The organism is Collinsella sp. AF16-8, assembly GCF_003462695.1.
In the GTDB taxonomy this organism is placed as follows: Bacteria; Actinomycetota; Coriobacteriia; order Coriobacteriales; family Coriobacteriaceae; genus Collinsella.
Genome location: NZ_QRXX01000008.1, coordinates 95,476 through 116,967 on the forward strand (window position 1 = coordinate 95,476; position 21,492 = coordinate 116,967).

General features: G+C 58.0%; 21 protein-coding genes and 1 riboswitch. Of the genes, 17 read left to right on the forward strand and 4 right to left on the reverse strand.

All coding sequences use genetic code 11. From position 1 onward, the window contains the following. Positions 1-60: 60 nt before the first annotated feature. Positions 61-1,014, reverse strand: a complete 954-nt coding sequence (locus tag DWW73_RS08125; protein WP_117779272.1) for a hypothetical protein — start codon at positions 1,012-1,014, stop codon at positions 61-63. Between the two features lie 248 nt (positions 1,015-1,262). On the opposite strand from DWW73_RS08125, the gene DWW73_RS08130 reads away from it, so the two are divergent. The 11 genes from DWW73_RS08130 (at position 1,263) to DWW73_RS08180 (ending at position 13,758) form a co-directional block, all read left to right on the forward strand. After that, positions 1,263-2,099: a PRD domain-containing protein gene (locus DWW73_RS08130; protein ID WP_117773911.1), complete on the forward strand. Its 837-nt coding sequence runs from the start codon at positions 1,263-1,265 to the stop codon at positions 2,097-2,099. A 267-nt stretch (positions 2,100-2,366) separates the two neighbouring features. Continuing rightward, positions 2,367-3,791 carry a PTS transporter subunit EIIC gene (locus DWW73_RS08135; RefSeq protein ID WP_117779291.1) on the forward strand — a complete coding sequence of 475 codons (1,425 nt, stop codon included), beginning with the start codon at positions 2,367-2,369 and terminating at the stop codon, positions 3,789-3,791. 118 nt (positions 3,792-3,909) lie between these two features. After that, positions 3,910-5,121, forward strand: coding sequence for a hypothetical protein (locus tag DWW73_RS08140; RefSeq protein WP_117773912.1), 1,212 nt, complete (start codon positions 3,910-3,912; stop codon positions 5,119-5,121). A 58-nt stretch (positions 5,122-5,179) separates the two neighbouring features. Next, on the forward strand, positions 5,180-6,088 hold the full coding sequence (locus tag DWW73_RS08145; RefSeq protein ID WP_158550973.1) for an AEC family transporter: 909 nt from the start codon (positions 5,180-5,182) through the stop codon (positions 6,086-6,088). A gap of 183 nt (positions 6,089-6,271) precedes the next feature. Further along, on the forward strand, positions 6,272-6,541 hold the full coding sequence (locus tag DWW73_RS08150; protein WP_117635421.1) for a hypothetical protein: 270 nt from the start codon (positions 6,272-6,274) through the stop codon (positions 6,539-6,541). After that, positions 6,534-6,812 carry a DUF4160 domain-containing protein gene (locus DWW73_RS08155; protein ID WP_117635420.1) on the forward strand — a complete coding sequence of 93 codons (279 nt, stop codon included), beginning with the start codon at positions 6,534-6,536 and terminating at the stop codon, positions 6,810-6,812. The genes DWW73_RS08150 and DWW73_RS08155 overlap by 8 nt, the downstream gene beginning before the upstream one ends. A gap of 133 nt (positions 6,813-6,945) precedes the next feature. Then, positions 6,946-8,934 (forward strand): NAD(+) synthase, encoded by a 1,989-nt coding sequence (locus DWW73_RS08160; protein WP_117779273.1) that lies wholly within the window; start codon positions 6,946-6,948, stop codon positions 8,932-8,934. Positions 8,935-9,051: 117 nt separating this feature from the next. After that, positions 9,052-10,215, forward strand: coding sequence for a pyridoxal phosphate-dependent aminotransferase (locus DWW73_RS08165; protein ID WP_117779274.1), 1,164 nt, complete (start codon positions 9,052-9,054; stop codon positions 10,213-10,215). 201 nt (positions 10,216-10,416) lie between these two features. Continuing rightward, entirely contained in the window at positions 10,417-11,367 is a 951-nt protein-coding gene (locus DWW73_RS08170; RefSeq protein WP_089573042.1) for an L-lactate dehydrogenase, read from the forward strand. A gap of 114 nt (positions 11,368-11,481) precedes the next feature. Beyond that, positions 11,482-12,642: an Mbeg1-like protein gene (locus tag DWW73_RS08175; protein WP_117779275.1), complete on the forward strand. Its 1,161-nt coding sequence runs from the start codon at positions 11,482-11,484 to the stop codon at positions 12,640-12,642. Between the two features lie 111 nt (positions 12,643-12,753). After that, positions 12,754-13,758 (forward strand): nucleoid-associated protein, encoded by a 1,005-nt coding sequence (locus DWW73_RS08180; RefSeq protein WP_022094136.1) that lies wholly within the window; start codon positions 12,754-12,756, stop codon positions 13,756-13,758. 248 nt (positions 13,759-14,006) lie between these two features. On the opposite strand, the gene dapD is transcribed toward DWW73_RS08180, so the two are convergent. The 3 genes from dapD to dapA are packed head-to-tail and all read right to left on the reverse strand — an operon-like array spanning position 14,007 to position 17,808. Continuing rightward, positions 14,007-14,726 (reverse strand): 2,3,4,5-tetrahydropyridine-2,6-dicarboxylate N-acetyltransferase, encoded by a 720-nt coding sequence (gene dapD, locus DWW73_RS08185; RefSeq protein ID WP_117779276.1) that lies wholly within the window; start codon positions 14,724-14,726, stop codon positions 14,007-14,009. 39 nt (positions 14,727-14,765) lie between these two features. Continuing rightward, on the reverse strand, positions 14,766-15,506 hold the full coding sequence (dapB, locus tag DWW73_RS08190) for a 4-hydroxy-tetrahydrodipicolinate reductase (RefSeq protein ID WP_199413492.1): 741 nt from the start codon (positions 15,504-15,506) through the stop codon (positions 14,766-14,768). Further along, positions 15,499-17,808 carry a 4-hydroxy-tetrahydrodipicolinate synthase gene (gene dapA / locus DWW73_RS10320; protein ID WP_117779277.1) on the reverse strand — a complete coding sequence of 770 codons (2,310 nt, stop codon included), beginning with the start codon at positions 17,806-17,808 and terminating at the stop codon, positions 15,499-15,501. The genes dapB and dapA overlap by 8 nt, the downstream gene beginning before the upstream one ends. A 65-nt stretch (positions 17,809-17,873) precedes the next feature. Then, a riboswitch (Lysine riboswitch) is annotated at positions 17,874-18,042 on the reverse strand. A 145-nt stretch (positions 18,043-18,187) separates the two neighbouring features. On the opposite strand from dapA, the gene DWW73_RS08200 reads away from it, so the two are divergent. From DWW73_RS08200 to DWW73_RS08225, 6 genes are all read left to right on the forward strand, one after another. Next, positions 18,188-19,375: an N-acetyldiaminopimelate deacetylase gene (locus DWW73_RS08200; RefSeq protein ID WP_117779278.1), complete on the forward strand. Its 1,188-nt coding sequence runs from the start codon at positions 18,188-18,190 to the stop codon at positions 19,373-19,375. Between the two features lie 102 nt (positions 19,376-19,477). After that, a complete protein-coding gene (locus DWW73_RS08205) occupies positions 19,478-19,759 on the forward strand; it encodes a type II toxin-antitoxin system RelE/ParE family toxin (RefSeq protein WP_117635415.1) in 282 nt (93 codons plus the stop codon). Next, positions 19,731-20,072, forward strand: a complete 342-nt coding sequence (locus DWW73_RS08210) for a HigA family addiction module antitoxin (RefSeq protein WP_117770129.1) — start codon at positions 19,731-19,733, stop codon at positions 20,070-20,072. Before DWW73_RS08205 ends, DWW73_RS08210 begins: the two co-directional genes overlap by 29 nt. Before the next feature lie 24 nt (positions 20,073-20,096). After that, positions 20,097-20,420, forward strand: coding sequence for a hypothetical protein (locus tag DWW73_RS08215; RefSeq protein WP_147343550.1), 324 nt, complete (start codon positions 20,097-20,099; stop codon positions 20,418-20,420). A gap of 164 nt (positions 20,421-20,584) precedes the next feature. Next, the gene (locus tag DWW73_RS08220) at positions 20,585-21,028 is read left to right on the forward strand and encodes an FxLYD domain-containing protein (RefSeq protein ID WP_117773919.1); all 444 of its coding nucleotides are present in this window, start codon (positions 20,585-20,587) and stop codon (positions 21,026-21,028) included. Positions 21,029-21,060: 32 nt separating this feature from the next. Then, positions 21,061-21,483, forward strand: a complete 423-nt coding sequence (locus DWW73_RS08225) for a helix-turn-helix domain-containing protein (RefSeq protein ID WP_117773920.1) — start codon at positions 21,061-21,063, stop codon at positions 21,481-21,483. Positions 21,484-21,492 lie beyond the last annotated feature (9 nt).

Genomic DNA, 21,492 nt, shown 5'->3' on the forward strand with positions numbered 1-21,492 from the left:
GGCGCGAACCGCTGTCGATTCGCGCCCGTTGTACAGGTTGCCTATCTGGGGATGCAGTGCCTAGTTGCCCGATGTCGTGCCTTGGCTTGAACTGTCAGATGCCGTGCCGGACGCGGTTCCGCTCGAGCTGTTGGTGTTGCTGTTGTCGGTAGATCCCGTACTCGGTGTATTGCCATTCGCCTGGTCGCCCGTGCTCGGTTGAGAGCCGTCAGTCGTTTGGCTTGAGTCAGTCGTGCCGGATTGCGTGCCGCTGTTGTTCGCAGAGGAATCGACGCCCTGCGATTGGTTTTGGGTGTTCGAGGACGAATTGGCAGAGGTAGAACTGTCTTGCGTATCGTCCGTCTGTGCCTGCTGATCTTGCGACTGGGTGTTGCCATTTGCATCGCTCTCGGTCGTGCGCGACGACAGGATTGGCTCGGGACGCTCGCCCAGACCCTCACCGGCAGTGGTGATAAGGATGGCGCCGGCGCAGGCGATGACCGCGACGATGGCGATAGCGATCGAGAAGACGATGACCTTCTTTTGCGTCTGGCTGCGCTCAGCCGCCGCCTTGGCGCGCAGGCTGTTGGGAGCGACGCGCGCCGTGGTCGCGCGTCCCGCAACCTGGCGCATCTCCTGCGTGGTTGCGGCGCCACCTAGGTGCTCCTCGACATTGGGCTCAACGGGCTCGTAGGCGCCGGTAGGGTAGTCGACAGCGGCATGCGTGCCCTTGATTGCTTCGGCGCTGGCGGAGATAAAGTGGCGATAGACCTGCGAGGACACAACAGTGATGACTGAGCTCACGGCGGCACCAATCACCGAGCCGGCAATGCCGATCTTTGAAGCAAGCGCCACGCTCGTGGCGGCAGCTGCGGCGCCGGCGATGATCTGGGGAATGGAAATGTCGTCGAAAAGGCCCTTTTTGGGCGCAATGGCCATGGTCTGTCCGATGGAATGGTTCTCGTGCACGCCGTTGTTGAGCGATGCCGGTGTCATGACGCGCGTGCGCGGCGCGTCGGTATATTCAGTCGTCATACGGGGTCCTCCCGGTTCGTTTAGTGCTGCGACAGGTTGTTCAGCCCTCAGGGTACCCAGTCGGTGTGAACCGGAGATGGATTCGCCCGCAACACCATCAACTCACCAAAGCGCGAAACTTCTTCTCAGGCTGATCGAATGAAGACGGGGCGAATCGTTCGGATGTCGAAAGGAAGGTTGACCGGATTTGAAATCCCGTGGAATAATCGGGCTCGCGGCGCTGTTGCTTGCGCCGGGTAGGGAGCGTCATGAAAATCCTTAAGCGGATCAACAACAATACGGTTATCTGCGTAAACGCCAAGGGCCGTGAACTCGTGGCAATTGGCCGCGGTATCGGGTTTCCCAATGGCCCCGATGAGGTCACACTCGATAAGATCGAGCGAACCTTCTACGGTGTCGACTCGCGCTACCTAGCGCTGCTCGACGAGATCGATCCTCAGGTGATGGAGTTCTCCGCCCAGATTGCCGATATCGCTCGCTCCAACATCTCGCGCGAGCTCTCGGCAAACCTTCCCTTTACCATGGCCGACCATATCGCTTTTGCCATCAAGCGCTGCCGCGAGCATATGTTTGTGCAGATGCCGCTTTCCTATGACGTGCAGCAGATGTACCCCATCGAGTACAAGATCGCCCAGTTCGCGCTCGAGGGCATCAATCGCGGCTTCAACGTTAAGATGCCGCGGGGGGAGGCGAGCGGTATCGCGCTCTGCATCGTCAACAGCGTGGTCGCCTCGTCTTCAAAGGCCAAATCCAATACGGTGCGTAAGGACGAGGTGATGCTCGAGAACTTCACCAAGATCATCGAGTCCGAGCTGGGGGTTTGTGTGGACCGCGACGGCTTTGACTTTTGCCGCTATGCCACACACGTGCGCTACCTGCTGGAGCGCGTGCAGACAGGAGAGCCCCTCAACACGGAGAACGGTGCGCTCTATGGGCCGCTTTGCGAGCAGCATCCCGATGTGGCCGTGTGCGTCGACCGCATGGCCGCGCTTATCGAAGAACGCTTTGACGCCGCGCTCGCCGATGAAGAGAAGGTCTACCTGATGCTCCATGTCAATCGCGTCTGCGCGGGATCCAGGTCCTGATTGACCGCTCATCGCCGAAATTCGACCGTTTGCCGGTTTCGACTTTCGTAAAAGCATCTGTTGGATGTAGTTTCGTAGTCACATAAGGTGTTATTCGAGAAGAGCCTCGAAGCATGACGTAGACAGTTCCCTGTCCGCTTTGTGCTTTGGGGCTCTTCTGTTTTTGTCTTCTTCTTGCTTTTCTCGATTTGCCTCGTGTCAGGCCTGCCGTAATCGGTTCTTCGCGTGTGCGCAAACGGGAAGACAGAAAAGCAAGGGAGTTCAGCTATGACTGACAATAAGAAAATCGCCGCGGACGTGCTCGAGGCCGTCGGTGGCAAGGAGAACGTGACGTTTGTTGCGCACTGTATGACGCGCCTGCGTTTTAACCTCAAAGATATCGATGCCCCCGATATCAAAGAAGTGAAGAAGATTGGCGGTGTGTTGGGTGCTCAAATCTCCGGAGGGCAGTTCCAGGTAATCGTGGGCCAAAACGTGCCCAAGGTTTATGACGAGCTCTGCAAGATCGGCGGCTTTGCCAAGCAGGACGCCATCGACGAGAACCTTGATGCTCCTAAGCAGAAGCTCACACCTAAGGTTATTGGCAATAACATCCTCAACTACCTGTCAAGCTCCATGGTGCCTATGATCCCCGTCCTAATGTGTGCTGGCCTGTTCAAGACCGTAGCGGTGGTGCTGGGACCTACGATGGCGGGCGTGCTGTCCGACACAAGCGACCTTTATGTTCTGATGAACATGGTTTATGACGCAGCGTTCTATTTTATCCCCATCTACCTTGGCTATAATGCGGCTAAGAACATTGGCGTAACGCCTGTCCTCGGTGCCTTTATGGGCGGCATTCTTATCGACCCGACCATGATTCAGCTTGCGACCGATGGAGCTCAGTTCTCCGTTTATGGCATTCCTTGCGTCGCCGCAAACTACACAAAGACGGTCCTTCCCATTCTTCTGTCCGTGTGGGCGATGAGTTATATCGAGCGCTTCTTCCGCAAATATGTGCCAGATACCCTTTCAACGGTTTTCGCGCCTTTCATTACCATGGTCGTCGCTGTTCCTGTGTCTCTCTGCGCTCTCGCCCCTGTTGGTTCATGGGCCGGTAATGCCCTCGCCGCCGGTTTTGAGTTCCTTGGTACTTCCGGTGGTATCGCCGCCATCCTCGGAGGAGGTATTCTGGCGGGTCTTTGGTGCCCAATGATTATTACCGGCATGCATGTGGCGGTTGCGATGATTGCCATCGCTAACTATATGACTGTGGGAACCGACAGCTTTGTTTTGGTTGCGACGGGCGTTAGCCTTTGGGCGACCTTCGGCTGCGAGGTGGCGACCTGGCTCAAGCTGTGCGATAAAGACGAGAAGAGCATGGCATTCGGCTATTTGGTCGCAAACATTGTCGGAGGCGTCGGCGAGCCTTTCATCTACGGCATGATGCTGCGCTATCGCCGCGTGTTTGTCTGGAAGATTATCGGATCCTTTGTTGCCGGTGCGCTTGCAATCGCTCTCGGAGCCACGGTTTATACTGCCGGCGCGGCATCCAACTTCTTGGAGTTCCTCGCGTTTGCGGGCGGCGGGACCCAGAATCTCATCAACTTTGGAATCGCTGCTGGTGCAGGCTTCCTTGTGAGCGCCTTGGGCACGTATTTCCTGGGCTTTACGGCGGATGAGCTCGAGAATGGTCCCGTTTCCGAGCGTTAAGTTTTCTACGGCCTGCGTGTGGCAGGACGCATTGGAAGGGCGTCCATGACGCCCTTCTCTTTTTGTATTTCTATTTCCGATGTTTGGGCGGCGTGTGCCGCGAAGAGTTGGAGTTGGAATGAACATAGAGTTTGGAATCTCGAAGATTGACGTAACACCCCAGTCTCCTTGCCGCATGGGCGGCTACAACAGAAAAGGTGCCTGGACGGATGTTCTTGATCCTATTGAGGTCAACGCTAGCGCTGTCTGTGTTGATCTTGTCCCGTTTATTCTTATCGAGCTCGATTCAATAATGGTGTCGAAAGATTTTTCCCTTTCGGTCAAGAACGCCGTATCGTCAAAAACGGGCATCGATTCGAGCAATATCGTCGTCGCATGCATTCATACCCATTCTGCACCATGCTATTTTAAGCTTGCCTACGAGGACACGTTACCTGAAACCGAATTGACGAGTGATTTGATTGGCTTGGCTACCGAGGCGGCGGTATCTGCATGGGCGTCCAGGTCGAAGGCGACCGTATCGATGGAGATGTTAGGCATCGAGGGACTGTACGGGAATCGAAATGTTCAGGGCGGTCCGGCCGATAAACAGGTAAGTATTTTCTCGTTTGAGGACGCTCAAGGTGGTCGCCCAATTGGAAAAATGCTGTTCATGTCCGCTCATCCTACCATCCTTAATGGGAAAAGCGCCGTCCTCTCTGCTGATTTGATTGGGCATGTCAGGCAGCGTTTGGAGAGGAAATATGGCTGTCCTGTACTTTGCGTCAACGGAACGTGCGGGGATGTGTCGACGCGTTTCTATCGGCAAGGGGAGGGAGTTGCCGAACTCGAGCGTACGGCTAACGAACTTTGCGCTCAAATTGAATCCAAGCGTGAGCGCGCGGCACTCAGAGTTGATACCCCGCGTTGGGGCTCTATCAGCATGAAGAGTGTCTACGATGCAAAAACAGATCCGGATTGGATCGAGATGACCAATCGGATAGAGGCTATGGATGCGAGCCCGATGCGAGACTTTCTCCTTAAGCGGCAACAGCTTAAGCTCTCGATGGGGAAAATCGAGCTTGAGCTTCCGAGCCAGTTTGCGGTAATTGGTAACTGCATTTTTATCACGATGCCATGCGATACGTGTAGCACATTAGGCTTGGATTTTAAGAGGGCGTTTAGCCAATACAACGTCTTTGTTATCGGCTATGCGAACACGTACTGCAACTACCTTGTGCCTCAGGAAGACTACGGCAAGTATTTTGAAACCTACAACTCGCGAACGCCGCGCGGGGTTGCCGATGCGTTCGTTGCGCGAATCATTCAGGCGGTCGGTGCCGCGCTATAGCAGGCGCTATAGACCATCGTGGTAGATGAACCGGTCAGGATTATACGGAGCATGTATTGTGTCAATCATTGAACCTCTCATCCAACAAGTCCTTATCATGTTTTTGCTCATGGGAATGGGCTACGCTCTAAACCGCTTGGGCATATTGAGCGAGCAGGCTGCAATAGAATTCGGAAAGTTGCTCATCAACCTTGTGATTCCCGCAATCATTCTCAAATCATTTTGGATCGAGTATTCGTTTCAGAGGATGTATGAGTTGGGAATGACCTTAATGCTGTCGGCGGCGATGTTGTTGCTCGCTTGCGTTGTTGCCCGCCTGTTGTTCAGGGGCCGTCCCATCGACATTTTTGCTGCGGCATTCTCGAATGCTGGATTTGTGGGAATACCCCTTGTTGAAGCGGCGCTTGGAAAAGATGCCGTGTTTTTCATCACGTGCATGATCGCTCTTCTCAATGCCATGCAATGGACATACGGGCAGTATCTGCTGTCGGGGTCTAAAAAATGTATGAGTCCTAAAGCGATCCTGACAAGTCCAATGGTCATGGCTTTATTGGGCGGTTTCTTGATTTTTATCCTTCGTGTCCCAACGGTCCCTCTGGCACAGTCAGTGCTTTCGTATATCTCGGGGCTCAACACTCCGCTAGCAATGATGACTCTCGGTATCTATCTTGCTCAGTCTGATTTGATGGCGCTCCTGAGGGCGAAAAGCTTGTTTGCCGTCTCATCGGTCAGGCTGCTTGTCATTCCGATTCTTTCGCTCCTGTTCCTATGTCTCTTTCCATGTGATAGGTCAATTAAGATGGCGCTGCTGATTGCGGCTGCGACCCCCACCGGCGCGAATGTAGCTATCTTTGCCCAGCAGCATAATAAGGACTATCGATATGCATGTGGAACAGTCTGTGTTACCACCCTTCTGTCTATGTTCACTATGCCAGCGATAGTGTCCTTGTCTCAGCTAGTGTTCTAGGCGCTATGCCACGCACCTGCGGATGAACGCTTCGTGGCGGTCGATTATGGCCGGGGCCCAACAATCCGGACCGCCGTCGATCGTGCTGGCAACAGATGCCATCAACTCATCAAGGGGGCTTGCTATCATTGGTGCACTAGCTTGATGCTAAACTGAATTAATGATTGCGAGGTGGTTTACGTGATGTACCCGTATATGACATTCGAAGATGGTACCGAGGTCATTCATTCTGACCTGATCACAGATGGCGATATCGAAAAGGTCATCGTGCATTTTGAACGACCGACGGCAGAGGGTTTCGACTCCGCTCGTTGCGAGCTGCCTTCTTACAATTGGACCATGTGGGAGGGGCGTTTTACCGACGAGGAGAAGCGAGGTTTTGAGACTTTTCTGAGCAATAACGCCCATCTGCTGTATCGCTACGCCGCAAACGGAGGAGCTAAAGTTGCCTAGCCTTTTTCTTATTGGCGGCTATCGGGTCTTCTTTTGGTCCAATGAAGCGGGCGAGCCAATCCATGTCCATGTTTGCAAGGGGGCGCCTTCAGATAACTCGGCCAAAATCTGGCTGACTCGAAGAGGTGGCTGCATTGTCGCTAATAACAAAGCGAAGATCCCCCGGAGCACGCTTGATGACCTCTGTGAAATCATCGCCGCTCAGCATGAATTGATTTGCTCTAAATGGAAGGCATTTTTCCTTGTGGACGAGATCTCGTTCTACTGCTAAACGTCATCCCGGCTTCTCTTTTCCAATTTTAATCATGAGCTTGTCCCATCTGTGCTGATTGAACTTGACAGTACAATGGAGGCGGACTATATCGCCGCCGCTCGTTGCGGCTAACGGATGTGCTGGAGCTCGCATGAACGATTTTCTAAACGGTCAAGTTGAGAACGACGGTTTTTTGCGCGTGGCAGCGGCCTCGCCCAAGATTCGCGTGGCCGATGTTGAGGGCAATGCCGAGGTTGCGCTGACGGCTGTTCGCGAGGCTACCGAGCGCGGCGTTCGCGCGCTGGTGCTGCCCGAGCTTAACCTGACCGGCTATACCGCGGCCGACCTGTTCCATAACCGCACATTACTGCATGCCTGCGAGACCGCACTGGCACATATTCTCGATGAAACTCGCGAGCTGCCGATTGTCTTTACCATCGGTCTTCCCGTTGCAGTTGCCGAGAATATCTACAACTGCGCCGCCGTGTGCTGTGCAGGTGAGCTTTTGGGCCTCACGGCCAAAAAGTATCTGCCTAACTATGGCGAGTTCTATGAGCGCCGCTGGTTTGCTCCGGCGCCTGCGGATCCCGTGTGGGTTGAATTTGCCGGTCAGGGTCCGGTCCCGCTGGGTTCGGGGCTTGTCTACCGTTGCTGTGATGAGGGCGCCGAGGACCTGGCGCTGGGCGTTGAGGTCTGCGAGGACCTGTGGGTGCCGGCGCCCCCTTCGACCGAGATGGCGCTTGCCGGTGCCACGGTGATCCTCAACCCATCGGCCTCGGACGAGATTATCGGTAAGGCAGATTACCGCCGCAGCCTTATCTCTAACCAAAGCGCGCGCCTGTACTGCGCCTATGCCTACGCGGACGCGAGCGAGGGCGAGTCCACGACCGACATGGTCTTTGCGGGCGAGAACCTTATCTACGAAAACGGATCCAAGCTCGCCGCCACTAAACTGCTTACCTGCGATATGGCGGTGGCCGATGTCGATCTTGACCGTCTGGTTGCTGAGCGCCGTCGCTCGACGACGTGGACGCGCGCGGACGATGCGCCGGAGGCCACGACCGTTGAGTTTTCGTTTGAGGGCTCGCTCGCCGAAGAGCCTGTCCTGCGCGATGCGCTCGACATCGACCGTGTCTTCCCCCGCGCGCCCTTCGTGCCGGCCGACCACGGCGACTTGGCCGAGCGCTGCGAGACGATCCTCGATCTGCAGACTGCGGGCCTCAAGACCCGCCTTGCCCATACGGGCACCAAGGCGGCCGTCATCGGCCTTTCGGGCGGCCTCGATTCCACGCTGGCGCTCCTCGTGACCGTGCGTGCGTTCGACGCCTTGGGCCTGCCGCGCACCGGTATCACGGCCGTGTCCATGCCCGGCTTTGGCACCACGCACCGCACTAAGTCCAATGCCGAGTCGCTCGCTCGCGACCTAGGCGTGAGCTTCCGCGAAGTCTCGATCCATGCAGCCGTGGAGCAGCATTTTAAGGACATCGAGCACGATCCGACCGTCCAGGACGTGACCTACGAGAACAGCCAGGCCCGCGAGCGCACGCAGATTCTGATGGATCTGGCCAATCAGGCTGGCGGCTTTGTCATCGGCACGGGCGACCTGTCGGAGCTGGCGCTCGGCTGGGCTACGTACAACGGCGACCATATGAGCATGTACGCCGTCAACTCGAGCGTTCCCAAGACGCTCGTGCGCCATCTGGTGCGCTATGCGGCCGATGTCTTTGGCGGGCGCATCGCCAAGGTGCTGCTCGATATCCTCGATACGCCGGTGTCTCCCGAACTTCTGCCGCCCACGGGCGACGGCGAGATTGCGCAGAAGACCGAGGATTTGGTGGGCCCGTACGAGCTGCACGACTACTTCCTCTACTACCTGCTGCGTTTTGGCTTTGAGCCGGGCAAGATCTACCGCATGGCGCTCAAGAGCTTCGAGGGCGTCTACGACGTCAAGACCATTCACACGTGGCTACGCACGTTCTACCGTCGCTTCTTTGCCCAGCAGTTTAAGCGCAGCTGCCTGCCCGATGGCCCCAAGGTGGGCTCGGTCACGCTCAGCCCGCGCGGCGATTGGCGCATGCCGAGTGACGCCAGCTCGCGCCTGTGGCTCGCCCAGATTGACGCGCTCAATCCGATGGACTAAGGTTGCCAAATTGAACCAAAACAGCGGGTGCAAGCGTTACACTTTTGCAATCTGATGGCCCGTATCGCGCGGCGCTCTTGTCGGAGCGCCGCGTTTTTCATATCGAAAGGTGGCACCATGCAGGCATCGCAGCGTCTCGACCGCTTTGGCGCGGAGGTCTTCGCCTCGCTCAACAACAAACTTCTCGCGCTGAAGGCTCAGGGCAAGACCATTTACAACATGAGCGTGGGCACGCCCGACTTTAAGCCGTACGACCATGTGGTCGAGGCGCTCACGCATGCAGCCCAAGATCCCGAGATGTGGAAGTATGCCCTGCGCGACCTGCCCGAACTCAAGCAAGCCGTGTGCGATTACTATGAGCGTCGCTTTGGTGTCTCCGGCATTACGCCGTCTATGGTGCAGTCGTGCAACGGCACGCAGGAGGGCGTGGGCCATTTGGGCCTGGCCCTGCTCGATCCGGGTGACACCATTTTGGTTCCCGATCCGTGCTACCCGGTCTTTGAGGCGGGCGCCAAAATCGCCGATGCCAAGCTCGAGTACTATCCGTTGGTCGCCGAGCATAATTACCTGCCCTATGTGGCGGGTATCGATCCCGAGGTGGCCGATCGTGCCAAGTATATGATCGTGTCGCTGCCCGCAAACCCGGTCGGCTCGGTGGGCACGCCCGAGGTCTACGAGGAGATCATCGCTTTCGCCCGCGAGCACGACCTGCTCATCGTCCATGACAACGCGTACTCCGACATCGTGTTCGACGGCGAGCCGGGCGGAAGCTTCTTGCAGTATCCTGGTGCGCTCGAGGTGGGCGTGGAGTTCTTCTCGCTTTCCAAGTCGTTTAACGTTACCGGTGCGCGTATCGGCTTTTTGGTCGGCCGCGAGGACGTGGTCTCTGCCTTTGCCAAGCTGCGCGGCCAGATCGACTTTGGTATGTTCTTCCCGATCCAAAAGGCTGCTATCGCCTGCCTGAACGGTCCGCGCGATGAGGTCGAGGCGCAGCGTCTGAAGTACCAGGAGCGCCGCGATGCCCTGTGCGACGGTCTTGAGGGCCTGGGTTGGGAGCGCCCCAATGCGCATGGTTCCATGTTTGTGTGGGCCAAGCTTCCCGGCGGCCGTACCGATTCCATGGCGTTTTGCGAGGAGCTCATGGAGAAGGCCGGCGTTGTGGTAACGCCGGGTGCGAGCTTTGGGCCTTCGGGCGAGGGGCACGTGCGCATGGCGCTGGTTTTGCCACCCGAGCAGATCGCTCTGGCTGTCGAGGCCATTCGTGAGGCGGGCCTGTATTAGGGTGTCTTTCCGTTGCGTCAATAGTTCGAAACCGATTTCGTGCAGTTATTTTACGAATCCTGCAAACAATTTCGGTAAACGGTCGATTTTTGGCTGCGAATAGGAGCATAATCAAAGTCCCGATTGGATGTATTGGGATTACGGCAAGCCGCTCGGGTCGTTCCCGGGCGGCTTGCTTGTGGAGAGAGATGGGAGTTTCTAATGGTTAACGAGAAGAAGGTCGCTATTGTCGGTTGCGGTTTCGTCGGTTCGTCTTCGGCGTTCGCGCTGATGCAGAGCGGTCTGTTCTCTGAAATGGTCCTCATCGACGTGGACAAGAACCGCGCCGAGGGTGAGGCTCTGGATATCGCGCACGGCATGACGTTTGCCGAGCCGATGAAGATCTACGCCGGCGATTATTCCGATGTCGCCGACGCCGCCATGATCGTCGTCACCGCTGGCGCTGCCCAGAAGCCCGGTGAGACCCGCCTGGACCTGGTCAACAAGAACGTCAGCATCTTCAAGTCCATTATTCCCGAGATTAAGAAGTCTGGCTTCGACGGCATTCTGCTCATCGTCTCCAACCCGGTCGACGTTCTGACCTACGCCGCCATCAAGATGTCCGGTCTGCCCGAGGGCCACGTCATCGGCTCCGGCACCGTGCTCGACACCGGCCGTCTGCAGCAGATGCTCGGCGCCCACGTCGAGGTCGACCCGCGCGATGTCCAGGCCTACGTCATGGGCGAGCACGGCGACTCTGAGTTTGTCGCTTGGTCCAGCGCCCAGGTTGCCGGCGTGCCGCTGAACACTTTCTGCGAGCTTCACGGTCATCTGGAGCATGAGGCTGCCGAGAAGCGCATCGCCGAGGACGTCAAGAACTCCGCCTACACCATCATCGAGAAGAAGCACGCCACCTACTATGGCGTCGCCATGGCCGTCAAGCGCATCTGCACCGCCGTCATGCGCGATGAGCAGACCGTTCTGCCCGTCTCCTCGCTCATGGTGGGCGAGTATGGCCTGTCCGATCTTGCCATCTCCATGCCGACGGTCGTTGGCCGCGATGGCGTCGTCTGTCGCGTTCCCGTGCCGCTGAACGATGACGAGCAGCATGAGCTCACCGCCTCCGCCAAGGCCCTCAAGGACATCATCGACAGCGTCGACTTCTCCTGCTAAATCAAGCTCGCTAGAGCGAAAAGCTACAATGAAGGCGTCCGGGTCCACACGGCCCGGGCGCCTTTTTGGTGCAAAGTAACCTGACCCCAATGCACCATAGTTGATGGGAGGGCCATGTCGGATTCGCCTAATTTTTTGACCTATGCCCAGACGGTGTTTGATCCGTTTGAGGAGCGGTCGTTCTGCGCGGTGGATAGCCTGGTCTTTGCGTGGTTGTCCTATTTGCGTTTGCCGGGTGATATGGCGGAGCTGACGAACTGGCAGGGCCTAGACGTACGCGAACTGCTGCGTGCCGAGTGCTACCGGGACATGATTGACGACTTGTGGGACCCAGAGGGGAGCAGGGCCTTGTTGGAGGCCGTGGCAGCAAACCCTCGTTACCGTGGCGTGCACGTTTGCGGCTATCGTGCCGTGAGCGATGTGGTAGCGACAGAGCAGTTTGCAGCCATGGCGTTCCGGTTTCCGGCGGGGTTTAGTTATCTTTCCTTCCGGGGGACCGACAGCACGATTGTGGGCTGGAAAGAGGACTTTAACATGGCGTTCCGGTGTCCTGTGCCGGCCCAGGAATCCGCGGTACGTTATGTGGACGAGGCAGCGGATGCGATTGACGGGCCGCTTTTGTGTGGAGGTCATTCCAAGGGCGGAAACCTTGCGGTGTACGGTGCGGCGATGTGCTCCGATGTCGCCCGTGGGCGAATCGAACGGGTGTATTCCCATGATGGTCCGGGCTTCGTCGAGGAGTTTCTGAACGGCAACGCCTTTGCCGATCTTTCCGGTCGAATCGACAAGACGCTACCTCGGTCGTCGATCTTTGGCATGATGTTCGAGACGCAGGAGGACTATGCCATCGTTGAGAGCACCGAGTTCAGCCTGCTGCAGCACAATCCCTTTAGCTGGGTGGTTGATGGTCGCGACTTCGCGTACTGTGAGCGCCTGTCCGCCGGTGCTCGATACGTTGATGGCTCCATTCGCGAGATGCTGCTTGCGGTGTTACCTAGCGAGCGCGAGCGTTTTGTAGATGCGTTGTTCTCCGTGTTTGAGGCTACGGGTGCTGAGCGGTTTGCGGATATCGCCGGGAATCTGCGCGAGAGCCTGCCCGTGATGCTCCAGGCTGCACAAGGCTTTGACAAGGATACGCGACGCTTTGTCTCGCAGACCATCGTGGCAATCCTTAAATGCGCACTGCTGCCCAAACGACCCCAGATCGACTTGCCCGCTGCCGGCAAGAGTTTGGCAGAACAGCTCGAGGCTTGGCAGTCCGAGCTCCTGCGCTAACCATTGGTGCAAAGCAACCTGTCCCCGATGCACCAAGCTTCGATGCGCCTGGGGCGGGCTCGACCGCTATACTGGTTCGTGCCCAAATCGATCTAGAACGGAATGCCGTATATGAAAATCAATCACGCGATTCTGCATATCCTGGACTTTGACTCGGCTGTCAACGTCATGAGCCAGCGCGAGCTGGATATCGAAAGCCGCACCGTGCGCAACTTTGTGACCACACACCTACGCCGTGCCCGCACTTCGGCCGATAACAAGCGTGCCACGTTTGCCGAGAACTCTGCGTTTGGCGGCGAGCTCAAGGGCTATTTCTTTGGCGAGCGCGAGTTCGTGGATCTGTCGCAGCAGATCGCGGAGTTCATCTCTTCCGAGCTCACCAAGGCCGAGAAGGCTGAGTCCACCGACGTGCTCGTGGCCGACTTTGACGACGATGAGGATGCCCGCTGGTTTGCCGTCATGCTCCTGGGCTCCAAGCAGGCCTTTATGCACGAGGTAGGCCGCGAGGAGGGGGAGGTGCGCAACGATATCGCGCGCCACTACGCCATCCTGCCGAACCCCTCGCAGAAGGTGCCGAGCTATGCCATCGTGCGCGCGAGCACCATGGAGATCGGCTACGTAGACAAGAAGCGCAAGATTGCCGGCGAGGACCGCATGCTCATCCCCGATGGCCTGTTGCAGTGCGACACGGGCGTGTCGGGCAAGGAAGTCATCGACACCGTGACGCGCGTGGTCGAGGAGGTCGCCGAGGAGCACGGTGCCAACACGGCCGTCGCTCTCGCCAAGGTCAAGGCCGCCGTTGCCGAGAAGGTCGAGGACGACGAGGAGCTGCCGCCTTGGGATATCGTCGATGAGGTCTTTGAGGACGAGCCGGTCATCAAGGAAAGCGTACGCGCGGCACTGACCGAGGAGAAGGTGCCCGAGCGCGTGCCCGTGGAGCGCAAGCAGGTCGAGCGAGCGGCCGTGCGCAACCACAAGATCCGTACCGACACGGGCATCGAGATCAGCTTCCCGGCCGAGATGGGTTCGAACTCCGAGTACATCGAGTTTGTCAACGAGCCCAACGGCCTCATTTCCATCGAGCTCAAAAACATCGGCAGCATCGAGAACCGATAAACTGCTCTTGGACGCTGCAGAAAAACAAAGGCCGAAGCCTCGGATGAGGGTTTCGGCCCTTTTTACTCGGGGCTTAATTACGCTACTGGTTGAGCATAAATCAGCGAAAACGCCCCAGAGCGAGCAAGGTGACGTGAAAGAGGAGGGCATTGACCTTTTGGTCACGCCCGACGATTGAACGTCAGATTGCCGCTCTGGGGCGTTTGTAGCGTCGAGTCGTTACGGCGTTTGGTAAAACGCCGTAACTATTAAAGCTGGCGCAGGCCCTCTTCCAGGCCGGTCTTGCTGTCGGTCTTCTCGTCGCGCATCTTGATGACGCGGGCGGGGACACCGGCCACGACGGCACCGGCGGGGACGTCCTCGACGCACACGGCGCCGGCGGCAACGACGGCGCCCTTGCCCACGTGCACGCCCTCCAGGACCACGGCGTTGGCGCCGATCATGACATCATCCTCGATGATGACGGGCGTGGCGCTCGCAGGCTCAACGACGCCCGCCAGTACGGTGCCGGCGCCGATATGGCAGTTCTTGCCCACGGTTGCGCGGCCGCCCAGGACGGCGCCCATGTCGATCATGGAGCCTTCACCAATGACGGAGCCGATGTTGATGATGGCACCCATCATGATGACGGCGCGGTCGCCGATCTCGACGCGGTCGCGGATGATCGCGCCCGGCTCGATGCGGGCGTTGATGCCCTTAAGGTCGAGCATGGGCACGGCAGAGTTGCGGCAGTCGTTCTCCACATCGTAGTAGTCGATGGAGTCGGCATTGGCATCGAGGATGGCCTTGAGCTCATCCCAATCGCCAAAGACGGTCTTGCCGTGGCAATCGCCGTAGACATGCGCGTCGCCCCACTGGACCTCCGTATCGGGCTTCTCGCGCACATACAGCTTGACAGGCGTCTTTTTAGGCGCGGTGGCGATGTAATTGATAATCTCCTGGGCATCCATCTCGGCTGCGTTGCTCATATGCTGTTTCTCCTTTGCGTGGGTACGGTAGTTAACTGGTTAGGCGAACATGACCTGATCGAAGGTGTAGAAGCCAGGGTCGCGGACGACGAGCTTTTGCGCGGCGGCCAGAGCGCCGTTGACAAAGATCTGGCGGCTCGTAGCGCGATGGCTAAGCGTGACCTCCTCGTCCTGGCCAAAGAAGCTCACCTCGTGTACGCCGGCGACGGTGCCGCCGCGCAGCGAGTGCATGCCGATTTCCTTGGGATCGCGAACGCCGCACATGCCCTCGCGACCGTAGACGGGATGATAGCCAGCCTCTGGCTCGGCCTCGACCACGGCGTCGAGTAGCAGCTTGGCGGTGCCGCTGGGAGCGTCGACCTTTTGGTTGTGGTGCGTCTCGACAATCTCGCAGTCAAAGCCGGGCAGCGCACGCGTGGCTTGGGCCACTAGGTGACGCAGGGCGGCGATGCCGATAGAGTAGTTGCCCGAGTGCATGACGCGGGCGTTTTGACCCAGCTCGCGCAGGCGATCCATCTGCTCGGGTGTGTAGCCCGTGGTGCCCGAGACCAATGCGGCGCCTGTACGCTCGACATAGGCGACGACGGCGTCGAAGGTCACGACGTTCGAGAAGTCGATGATTACATCGGCCGTCGGTGCGCTCTCGAGCTCGGACAAGTCGAAGCCGATCTGGGCGACGATGTCAAAAACGGGCTCTCCAGCGGCGTTGACAATGCCCTCGGCGGTAGTGCGGATCAGCGAGCCCATGCGGCCCGTTCCCATAATGACGGTCTTAATCAAGCAGACCAGCTCCCTTCAGAGCATCGGTAAGTGCGGCTCGCGTGTCGTTGGCCATGGGGCACAGCGGCATGCGGTAGTTTGCCTCGATCATACCCATCTGGGCGAGCGCTTCCTTAACGGGGATGGGGTTGACCTCGCTAAAGAGGGCATTGATGAGCGGCTGGCCGGCAATCTGGATATCGCGGGCGCGCGCTACGTCGCCGTCCAGATAGGCGCGGCACATGTCGTGCACGAGCTGCGGCTGAACATCGGCCCACACACTGATGGTGCCCGAGGCGCCCAGGCTCATGAGCGGCACGGTGAGTGCATCCTCGCCCGAGTACATGCGGAAGTCATCGGACAGCAGGTGGGCGATCTTGGCCGCGTAGGCGACGTTGCCCGAGGCCTCCTTGATGCCGATGATGTTGGGGTGCGCGGCCAAGCGCTCTACGTTGCGCTCGCTGATACCGCAGCCACAGCGGCCGGGGATGTTGTACAGGATGCAGGGGATGTCCACGGCATCGGCGACGGTCTTAAAGTGCTGGTAGATGCCCTCTTCGTTAGACTTGTTGTAGTAGGGGGTAATGAGCAGCAGGCCGTCGGCGCCCAGGCCTTGGTAAGTGAGCGACTTGGTGAGCATGGTTTGCGTGGAGTTGGAGCCCGAGCCGGCGATGACGGGGACGCGTCCTGCAACATGCTTGACAACGGCGGCGACGACGGAGTTGTCTTCGTCATCGGTCATCGTGGCGCTCTCTCCGGTGGTGCCCAGGGTGAGGATGGCGTCAGTGCCATTTTGCAGGTGGAAATCGATAAGGCGCTCAAGCGCGTCAAAGTCGACACTGCCGTCCTTTTTAAACGGCGTGACAAGGGCGACGATTGAGCCCTCGAGATTGCGGATATCCATGTTCTTCTCCTTCGCTTCCGCGATCTGGACGCGTTTGTTCCATTGGGCGGTGACTGCTAGGCGCTCGTCCTGAGCGCGACGGCGGGCGGCATCGGCGCGCGATTTGGCCAGCAGCTCGCGGCCGCACGGCAGCACGTCGAGCGTGGCAAAGTAATCGCCCGGGCGCTCGGCGCGGCGGATGAGGTCTGCCGAGCCATCGGGGCGCAGCAGGACCTCGGCGGAGCGCAGACGGCCGTTGTAGTTGTAGCCCATGGAGTAGCCATGCGCGCCGGTGTCGTGAATCACGAGCAGGTCGCCCATGTCGATATGCGGCAGCTCGCGGTCGATGGCGAACTTATCGTTGTTCTCGCACAGATTGCCCGTGATGTCGTAGGTGTCCGTAGCGGGCGCTGTGGTCTTGTCGTCACCACCCGGTTGGCCCATCACCGTAATGTGGTGGTAGGCGCCATACATGGCGGGACGAATAAGGTCAACGGCACTGGCGTCCACGCCGATATAGTCCTTGTAGATCTGCTTCTCATGGATGGTCTTGGTGACCAGGCACCCATAGGGGCCCATCATAAAGCGGCCCATCTCGGTACAGATTGCCACATCGCCCATGCCGGCGGGAACCAGAATCTCGTCGTAGGCCGTGTGCACCCCTTCACCGATGGCGTGGATGTCGTTGGCCTGCTGCTCGGGCAGGTAGGGGATACCGACGCCGCCGGATAGGTTGATGAAGGCGACGTGTGCGCCGGTCTCGCGCTCCAGGCGCACGGCAAGCTCAAAGAGGATGCGCGCGAGCTTGGGGTAGTAGTCGTTGGTGACGGTGTTGCTGGCAAGGAATGCGTGGATGCCAAAGCGCTCGGCGCCCTTGGCCTTGAGCGTGCGGAAGGCCTCGAAGAGCTGCTCGGTGGTCATGCCGTACTTGGAGTCCCCCGGATTGTCCATGATGCCGTTGGAGAGCTGGAACAGGCCGCCTGGATTAAAACGGCAACTGACCGTCTTGGGGATTGGCCCCGCAACGTGCTCAAAGAACTCGATGTGGCTGATGTCGTCAAAGTTGACGATGGCACCCAGTTTGTCGGCGAGCTCAAAGTCGGCAGCCGGCGTATCGTTGGACGAGAACATGATGTCGTGTCCCGTGATACCCAGCGAGCGGGCGATCATGAGCTCGGTATAGCTCGAGCAATCGCAGCCGCAGCCGTATTCGTTGAGAATGGAGATGAGCGCCGGGTTGGGGTTGGCCTTGACGGCAAAGTATTCCTTAAAGCCCGGGTTCCATGCAAAGGCGTCGCGCACTTCTTGCATGTTGCGGCGGATGCCCGCCTCGTCGTATAGATGAAACGGCGTGGGGAACTGCTCGACGATATGCTCGAGCGTCTCCTTGTCCACAAACGGCTGCTTGGCCGCATATGCCTCGTTGGGGGTCAATGCCATGTCCCGTAAACCTCGCTATCCAGACGGCGCCATCTGCGCATCGAATCCGCATAGCGTGGACCCAATGTCCGGATAGCGCTCCCGCATTGCTGCAGACAGTCCTGTGGGTGTTTCCCACAGGCCCACCAGGTTGTTCGTGCCCGAAAAACCCAGTTCGGCGGGTTTCGCCTCCCCACGGGGTCAAAGCCTGCCGGCTCGCCCGCGGTTCTTCGTGCCCGCGCCTCTATCAAGTGGTAACGACCCTACCACGTTGCACTTTACCAAACAAGAGTATTCGTATATAACGTTTAAAAAATGCAGGGATATGCTGGAAATAAGGGTATGGCAATCTTGCGGCACAATAGATAGCAACCGGCGCACACCAATGAAAGGAACCTCTATGACCGAGCTCCAAGAACTCCGTCGCTATCGTCGCGACTTGCACAGGATCCCGGAGCTCGACTTCGATCTTCCGCAGACTATTGCCTATATCGAGGGCGTGTTGGCGTCGCTTGCCTGCGAGGTGACCCATCCGTGCCCCAGCTGCGTCTGCGCTTTCTTTGACGCTGGCGTTGGTGCCACGCATGCCACGGCGATTCGTGCGGATATGGATGCGCTGCCCATTGCCGAGGCGACGGGTGCGGCCTTCGCCTCGTCTCATCCCGGCAAGATGCACGCTTGCGGGCACGACGGACACATGGCCATGGCGCTCGCCGCCGCGACGTATGTCGACCGCACGATTCGCGAGCAGCCGGGTTCACTTAAACGCAACGTGCTTTTTGTGTTCCAGCCGGCCGAGGAAACGACCGGTGGTGCCAAGACGGTATGCGAGAGTGGTGTGTTCGAGCGCTATGGGGCCGACCGCATTTTTGGCTTCCATGTGTGGCCCGATCTGTCTGCCGGCACGCTGGCGAGTTGTTCTGGTCCGCTGCTGGCGCGTTCGAGCGAGACGCATATCCATATTCACGGTGCGAGTATCCATATTGCTAAGACTTATGGTGTGCCGGTTGAGGAGTCACACGATGCCGCGTTGGCGGCAGCGAAGTTTTTGGTTACCGAGCGCGAGCTGATGGACGAACTGGGCACCGACGAGCCCTGTATCGGCAAGTTTGGCCTGCTGCAGGCCGGTACCGTCTGCAACGCGGTGGCGGGGGAGGCCCATGTGGCCGGCAGCTTGCGTGTGTTTACGGACGGCATGTTCGACCGTGCACGCGAGGGTGTGCGCCGCGTGCTTGATGAGGCATGCACTGCAACGGGCTGCACGTACGATCTCGACTTTGCCGAGGGCTATCCGCCGGTCGACAACGATCCCGAGTTGTTTGATCGAATCGCGCCTGCTCTGCCCGAGTTACAGCTCGTGGACGAGCCGCTGCTGATTGCCGAGGATTTCGCGTTCTATCAACGCCATCTGCCGGGCGTATTTTTCCTGCTGGGCACGGGTATGCCAGAGGACCAAGACAACCCGAGTGATTCGGATGGCTGCCCCGCCTATGCCACAAGCGCTCTGCATACCGATAGCATGCTCTTCGACGAGGAAATCCTACTCAAAGGCCTCGATGTCTACAAACGATTGCTTTTGCTTGACTAAGGCGTGAAGGACTATTTGTTCTAGAAAATACGAACAAACGTACGATATAATAGAGATGTAAGTCTATAGAAACGTTTGACGTTACTAACGTAAGGCGATACTATGATTGCATCGTATAAAGATGAGGATACCGAACGCTTTGCCATGGGTGTGCGGGTCAGGAAGTTCGTGCCCTTTGAGCGTGTTGCGTTGAGGAAGATTCGCCAACTGCAGGTTTGTGCTTCGCTTGATGATCTTCGCGTTCCACCGGGCAACCGCCTGGAAGCTTTGAAGGGCGATCGTGCCGGGCAATATAGCATCCGTGTTAACGAGCGCTATCGGGTCTGTTTTGAGTGGAGACAGGAGATGGCTTGGAATGTCGAAATCGTCGATTATCACAAGTGATGAGACTTCGGCCGATTTGCTGTCGCCGGTGACTCCTGGTGAGCTTCTCAAAGAGGAGTTTCTTGTTCCCATGGGCATTTCTCAATATCGCCTTGCGAAAGAGACCGGGATTCCTGCTCAGCGTATCGGGCAGATTGTCTTGGGAAAACGTCGCGTGACGGCCGACACCGACCTCCGTCTTTGCCGTTATTTTGGCCTGACGGATGGTTATTGGCTGCGTGCTCAGGTGGCGTTTGACCTTGAGGCCGAGAAAAGGCGGATCGAACCGGAACTCGATAAGATCGTTCCTGTTCAGCGGGCCATCGCACTGTAGTGCTCAAAGATGATGGGGGCGACGATGAGGCGACGCCGACAGTCTGCCGTATATAGCCCGGGTGGATGCGGGTGTGGCTTGCTACTGCTCCCGGTTATTGCTGTGAGCATTGGCGTGATGTTTGCGCTTGCCGGGGTGGCAGCAGCGGCACTCGTGTTGCTGATTGTGGCCATTGGCGTGACGGTCTGGCTGTGCCGTTCTCGCGAGCAACGTCGTGCCGATGGTAAGACCAATGTTGGATGGACTATCTTTTTAGTCGTCGCCTACCTATTGAGCATCAGCTATTTAGTTTTCTTTATCCTGTTGCTTGTGAGCACCTTTACCGGGGAATCCGTCACGGTGGGTTGATGCGCTGCTAGCAGACGGTCACGCAAAGTGCGTTTGCTCGGCGTCTGGATAGCTGCATTGGCCGTTTACCGCAACCTTAGCTCTCAGCTAATGAATTCAAGTTCAATCCTTTCTACGATGTGCTGTGTGCCGGCGCGGTAGCCGGATCGTAGGAAGGATGAATAATGGCAAAAGAGGGAAAGAAGCCGATCGGCAAGATTGTCCTAGGCGTCATCGTGGTGCTGGTTATCGTCGGTGCCGTGGGCTCTATGGGTGGCAATTCAACCGATTCGTCTGCGAGCGATTCGGCAAAACCTGCCGAGGCGACACAGCAGGCTGAGGAGCAAAAAGAACCGCAAGAACCGTATACCATTGCTGACGAGGCTGAAGACACCTCCAGTCAGTTTGCCTATAAGATCACGGGCACGCTGACCAATAACACGGACAAGGAAAAGAGCTACATTCAGATTGAGTATGTTCTGTATGATGCCGATGGCAACCAGGTTGGAACGGCTCTTGCAAACACCAATCATCTGAAGGCGGGCGGCTCCTGGAAGTTCGAGGCGCTGGGTACGGTGTCTCCCGACCAGGTTGCTAGCTGGGAGCGTTCGGACGTAAGCGGTTTCTAGCATGTTGCATGCACTGGGGGAGGTGAAGTCGTATGCCCGATAAAAAGCTGACTGAGGAGTTGCTCAATGAGCTTCTCGATGCACCGAACATCGATGGCTATATCAGGGAGCACGACTTTGCCGCCCCGTCGCTTTCGGACTACCTGAAGCAGCTGATGCAGGAAAAGGGCTTGGAGCGCTCTCGCGTGGTTCGTATGGCCGATCTCAATGAGACCTTTGGCTATCAGATCTTTACTGGTGCGCGTCACCCGAGTCGCAATAAGGTGCTGCAGATTGCCTTTGCGATGGCGCTGACGCTCAAAGAGACCAACCGTGCGCTGACGGCTGCCGGGGTGAGCGTCCTCAACTGCAAGGATCGCCGTGACGCGATTATCATCTTTTGCATCGATCGCGGGTGCAGCCTCCAAAAGGTCAACGAGGAGCTGTATCGCTTTGGCGAGGAGACGGTGAGTTAGCGGCTGATA

What these genes read in the sequence shown, in the direction of transcription:
- DWW73_RS08125 (WP_117779272.1), bottom strand. Translation starts at nt 1,014, where the DNA reads ATGACGACTGAATATACCGACGCGCCGCGCACGCGCGTCATGACACCG.
- DWW73_RS08130 (WP_117773911.1), top strand. Translation starts at nt 1,263, where the DNA reads ATGAAAATCCTTAAGCGGATCAACAACAATACGGTTATCTGCGTAAAC.
- DWW73_RS08135 (WP_117779291.1), top strand. Translation starts at nt 2,367, where the DNA reads ATGACTGACAATAAGAAAATCGCCGCGGACGTGCTCGAGGCCGTCGGT.
- DWW73_RS08140 (WP_117773912.1), top strand. Translation starts at nt 3,910, where the DNA reads ATGAACATAGAGTTTGGAATCTCGAAGATTGACGTAACACCCCAGTCT.
- DWW73_RS08150 (WP_117635421.1), top strand. Translation starts at nt 6,272, where the DNA reads ATGTACCCGTATATGACATTCGAAGATGGTACCGAGGTCATTCATTCT.
- DWW73_RS08160 (WP_117779273.1), top strand. Translation starts at nt 6,946, where the DNA reads ATGAACGATTTTCTAAACGGTCAAGTTGAGAACGACGGTTTTTTGCGC.
- DWW73_RS08165 (WP_117779274.1), top strand. Translation starts at nt 9,052, where the DNA reads ATGCAGGCATCGCAGCGTCTCGACCGCTTTGGCGCGGAGGTCTTCGCC.
- DWW73_RS08170 (WP_089573042.1), top strand. Translation starts at nt 10,417, where the DNA reads ATGGTTAACGAGAAGAAGGTCGCTATTGTCGGTTGCGGTTTCGTCGGT.
- DWW73_RS08175 (WP_117779275.1), top strand. Translation starts at nt 11,482, where the DNA reads ATGTCGGATTCGCCTAATTTTTTGACCTATGCCCAGACGGTGTTTGAT.
- DWW73_RS08180 (WP_022094136.1), top strand. Translation starts at nt 12,754, where the DNA reads ATGAAAATCAATCACGCGATTCTGCATATCCTGGACTTTGACTCGGCT.
- dapD (WP_117779276.1), bottom strand. Translation starts at nt 14,726, where the DNA reads ATGAGCAACGCAGCCGAGATGGATGCCCAGGAGATTATCAATTACATC.
- dapA (WP_117779277.1), bottom strand. Translation starts at nt 17,808, where the DNA reads ATGGCATTGACCCCCAACGAGGCATATGCGGCCAAGCAGCCGTTTGTG.
- DWW73_RS08200 (WP_117779278.1), top strand. Translation starts at nt 18,188, where the DNA reads ATGACCGAGCTCCAAGAACTCCGTCGCTATCGTCGCGACTTGCACAGG.
- DWW73_RS08205 (WP_117635415.1), top strand. Translation starts at nt 19,478, where the DNA reads ATGATTGCATCGTATAAAGATGAGGATACCGAACGCTTTGCCATGGGT.
- DWW73_RS08210 (WP_117770129.1), top strand. Translation starts at nt 19,731, where the DNA reads ATGTCGAAATCGTCGATTATCACAAGTGATGAGACTTCGGCCGATTTG.
- DWW73_RS08215 (WP_147343550.1), top strand. Translation starts at nt 20,097, where the DNA reads ATGAGGCGACGCCGACAGTCTGCCGTATATAGCCCGGGTGGATGCGGG.
- DWW73_RS08220 (WP_117773919.1), top strand. Translation starts at nt 20,585, where the DNA reads ATGGCAAAAGAGGGAAAGAAGCCGATCGGCAAGATTGTCCTAGGCGTC.
- DWW73_RS08225 (WP_117773920.1), top strand. Translation starts at nt 21,061, where the DNA reads ATGCCCGATAAAAAGCTGACTGAGGAGTTGCTCAATGAGCTTCTCGAT.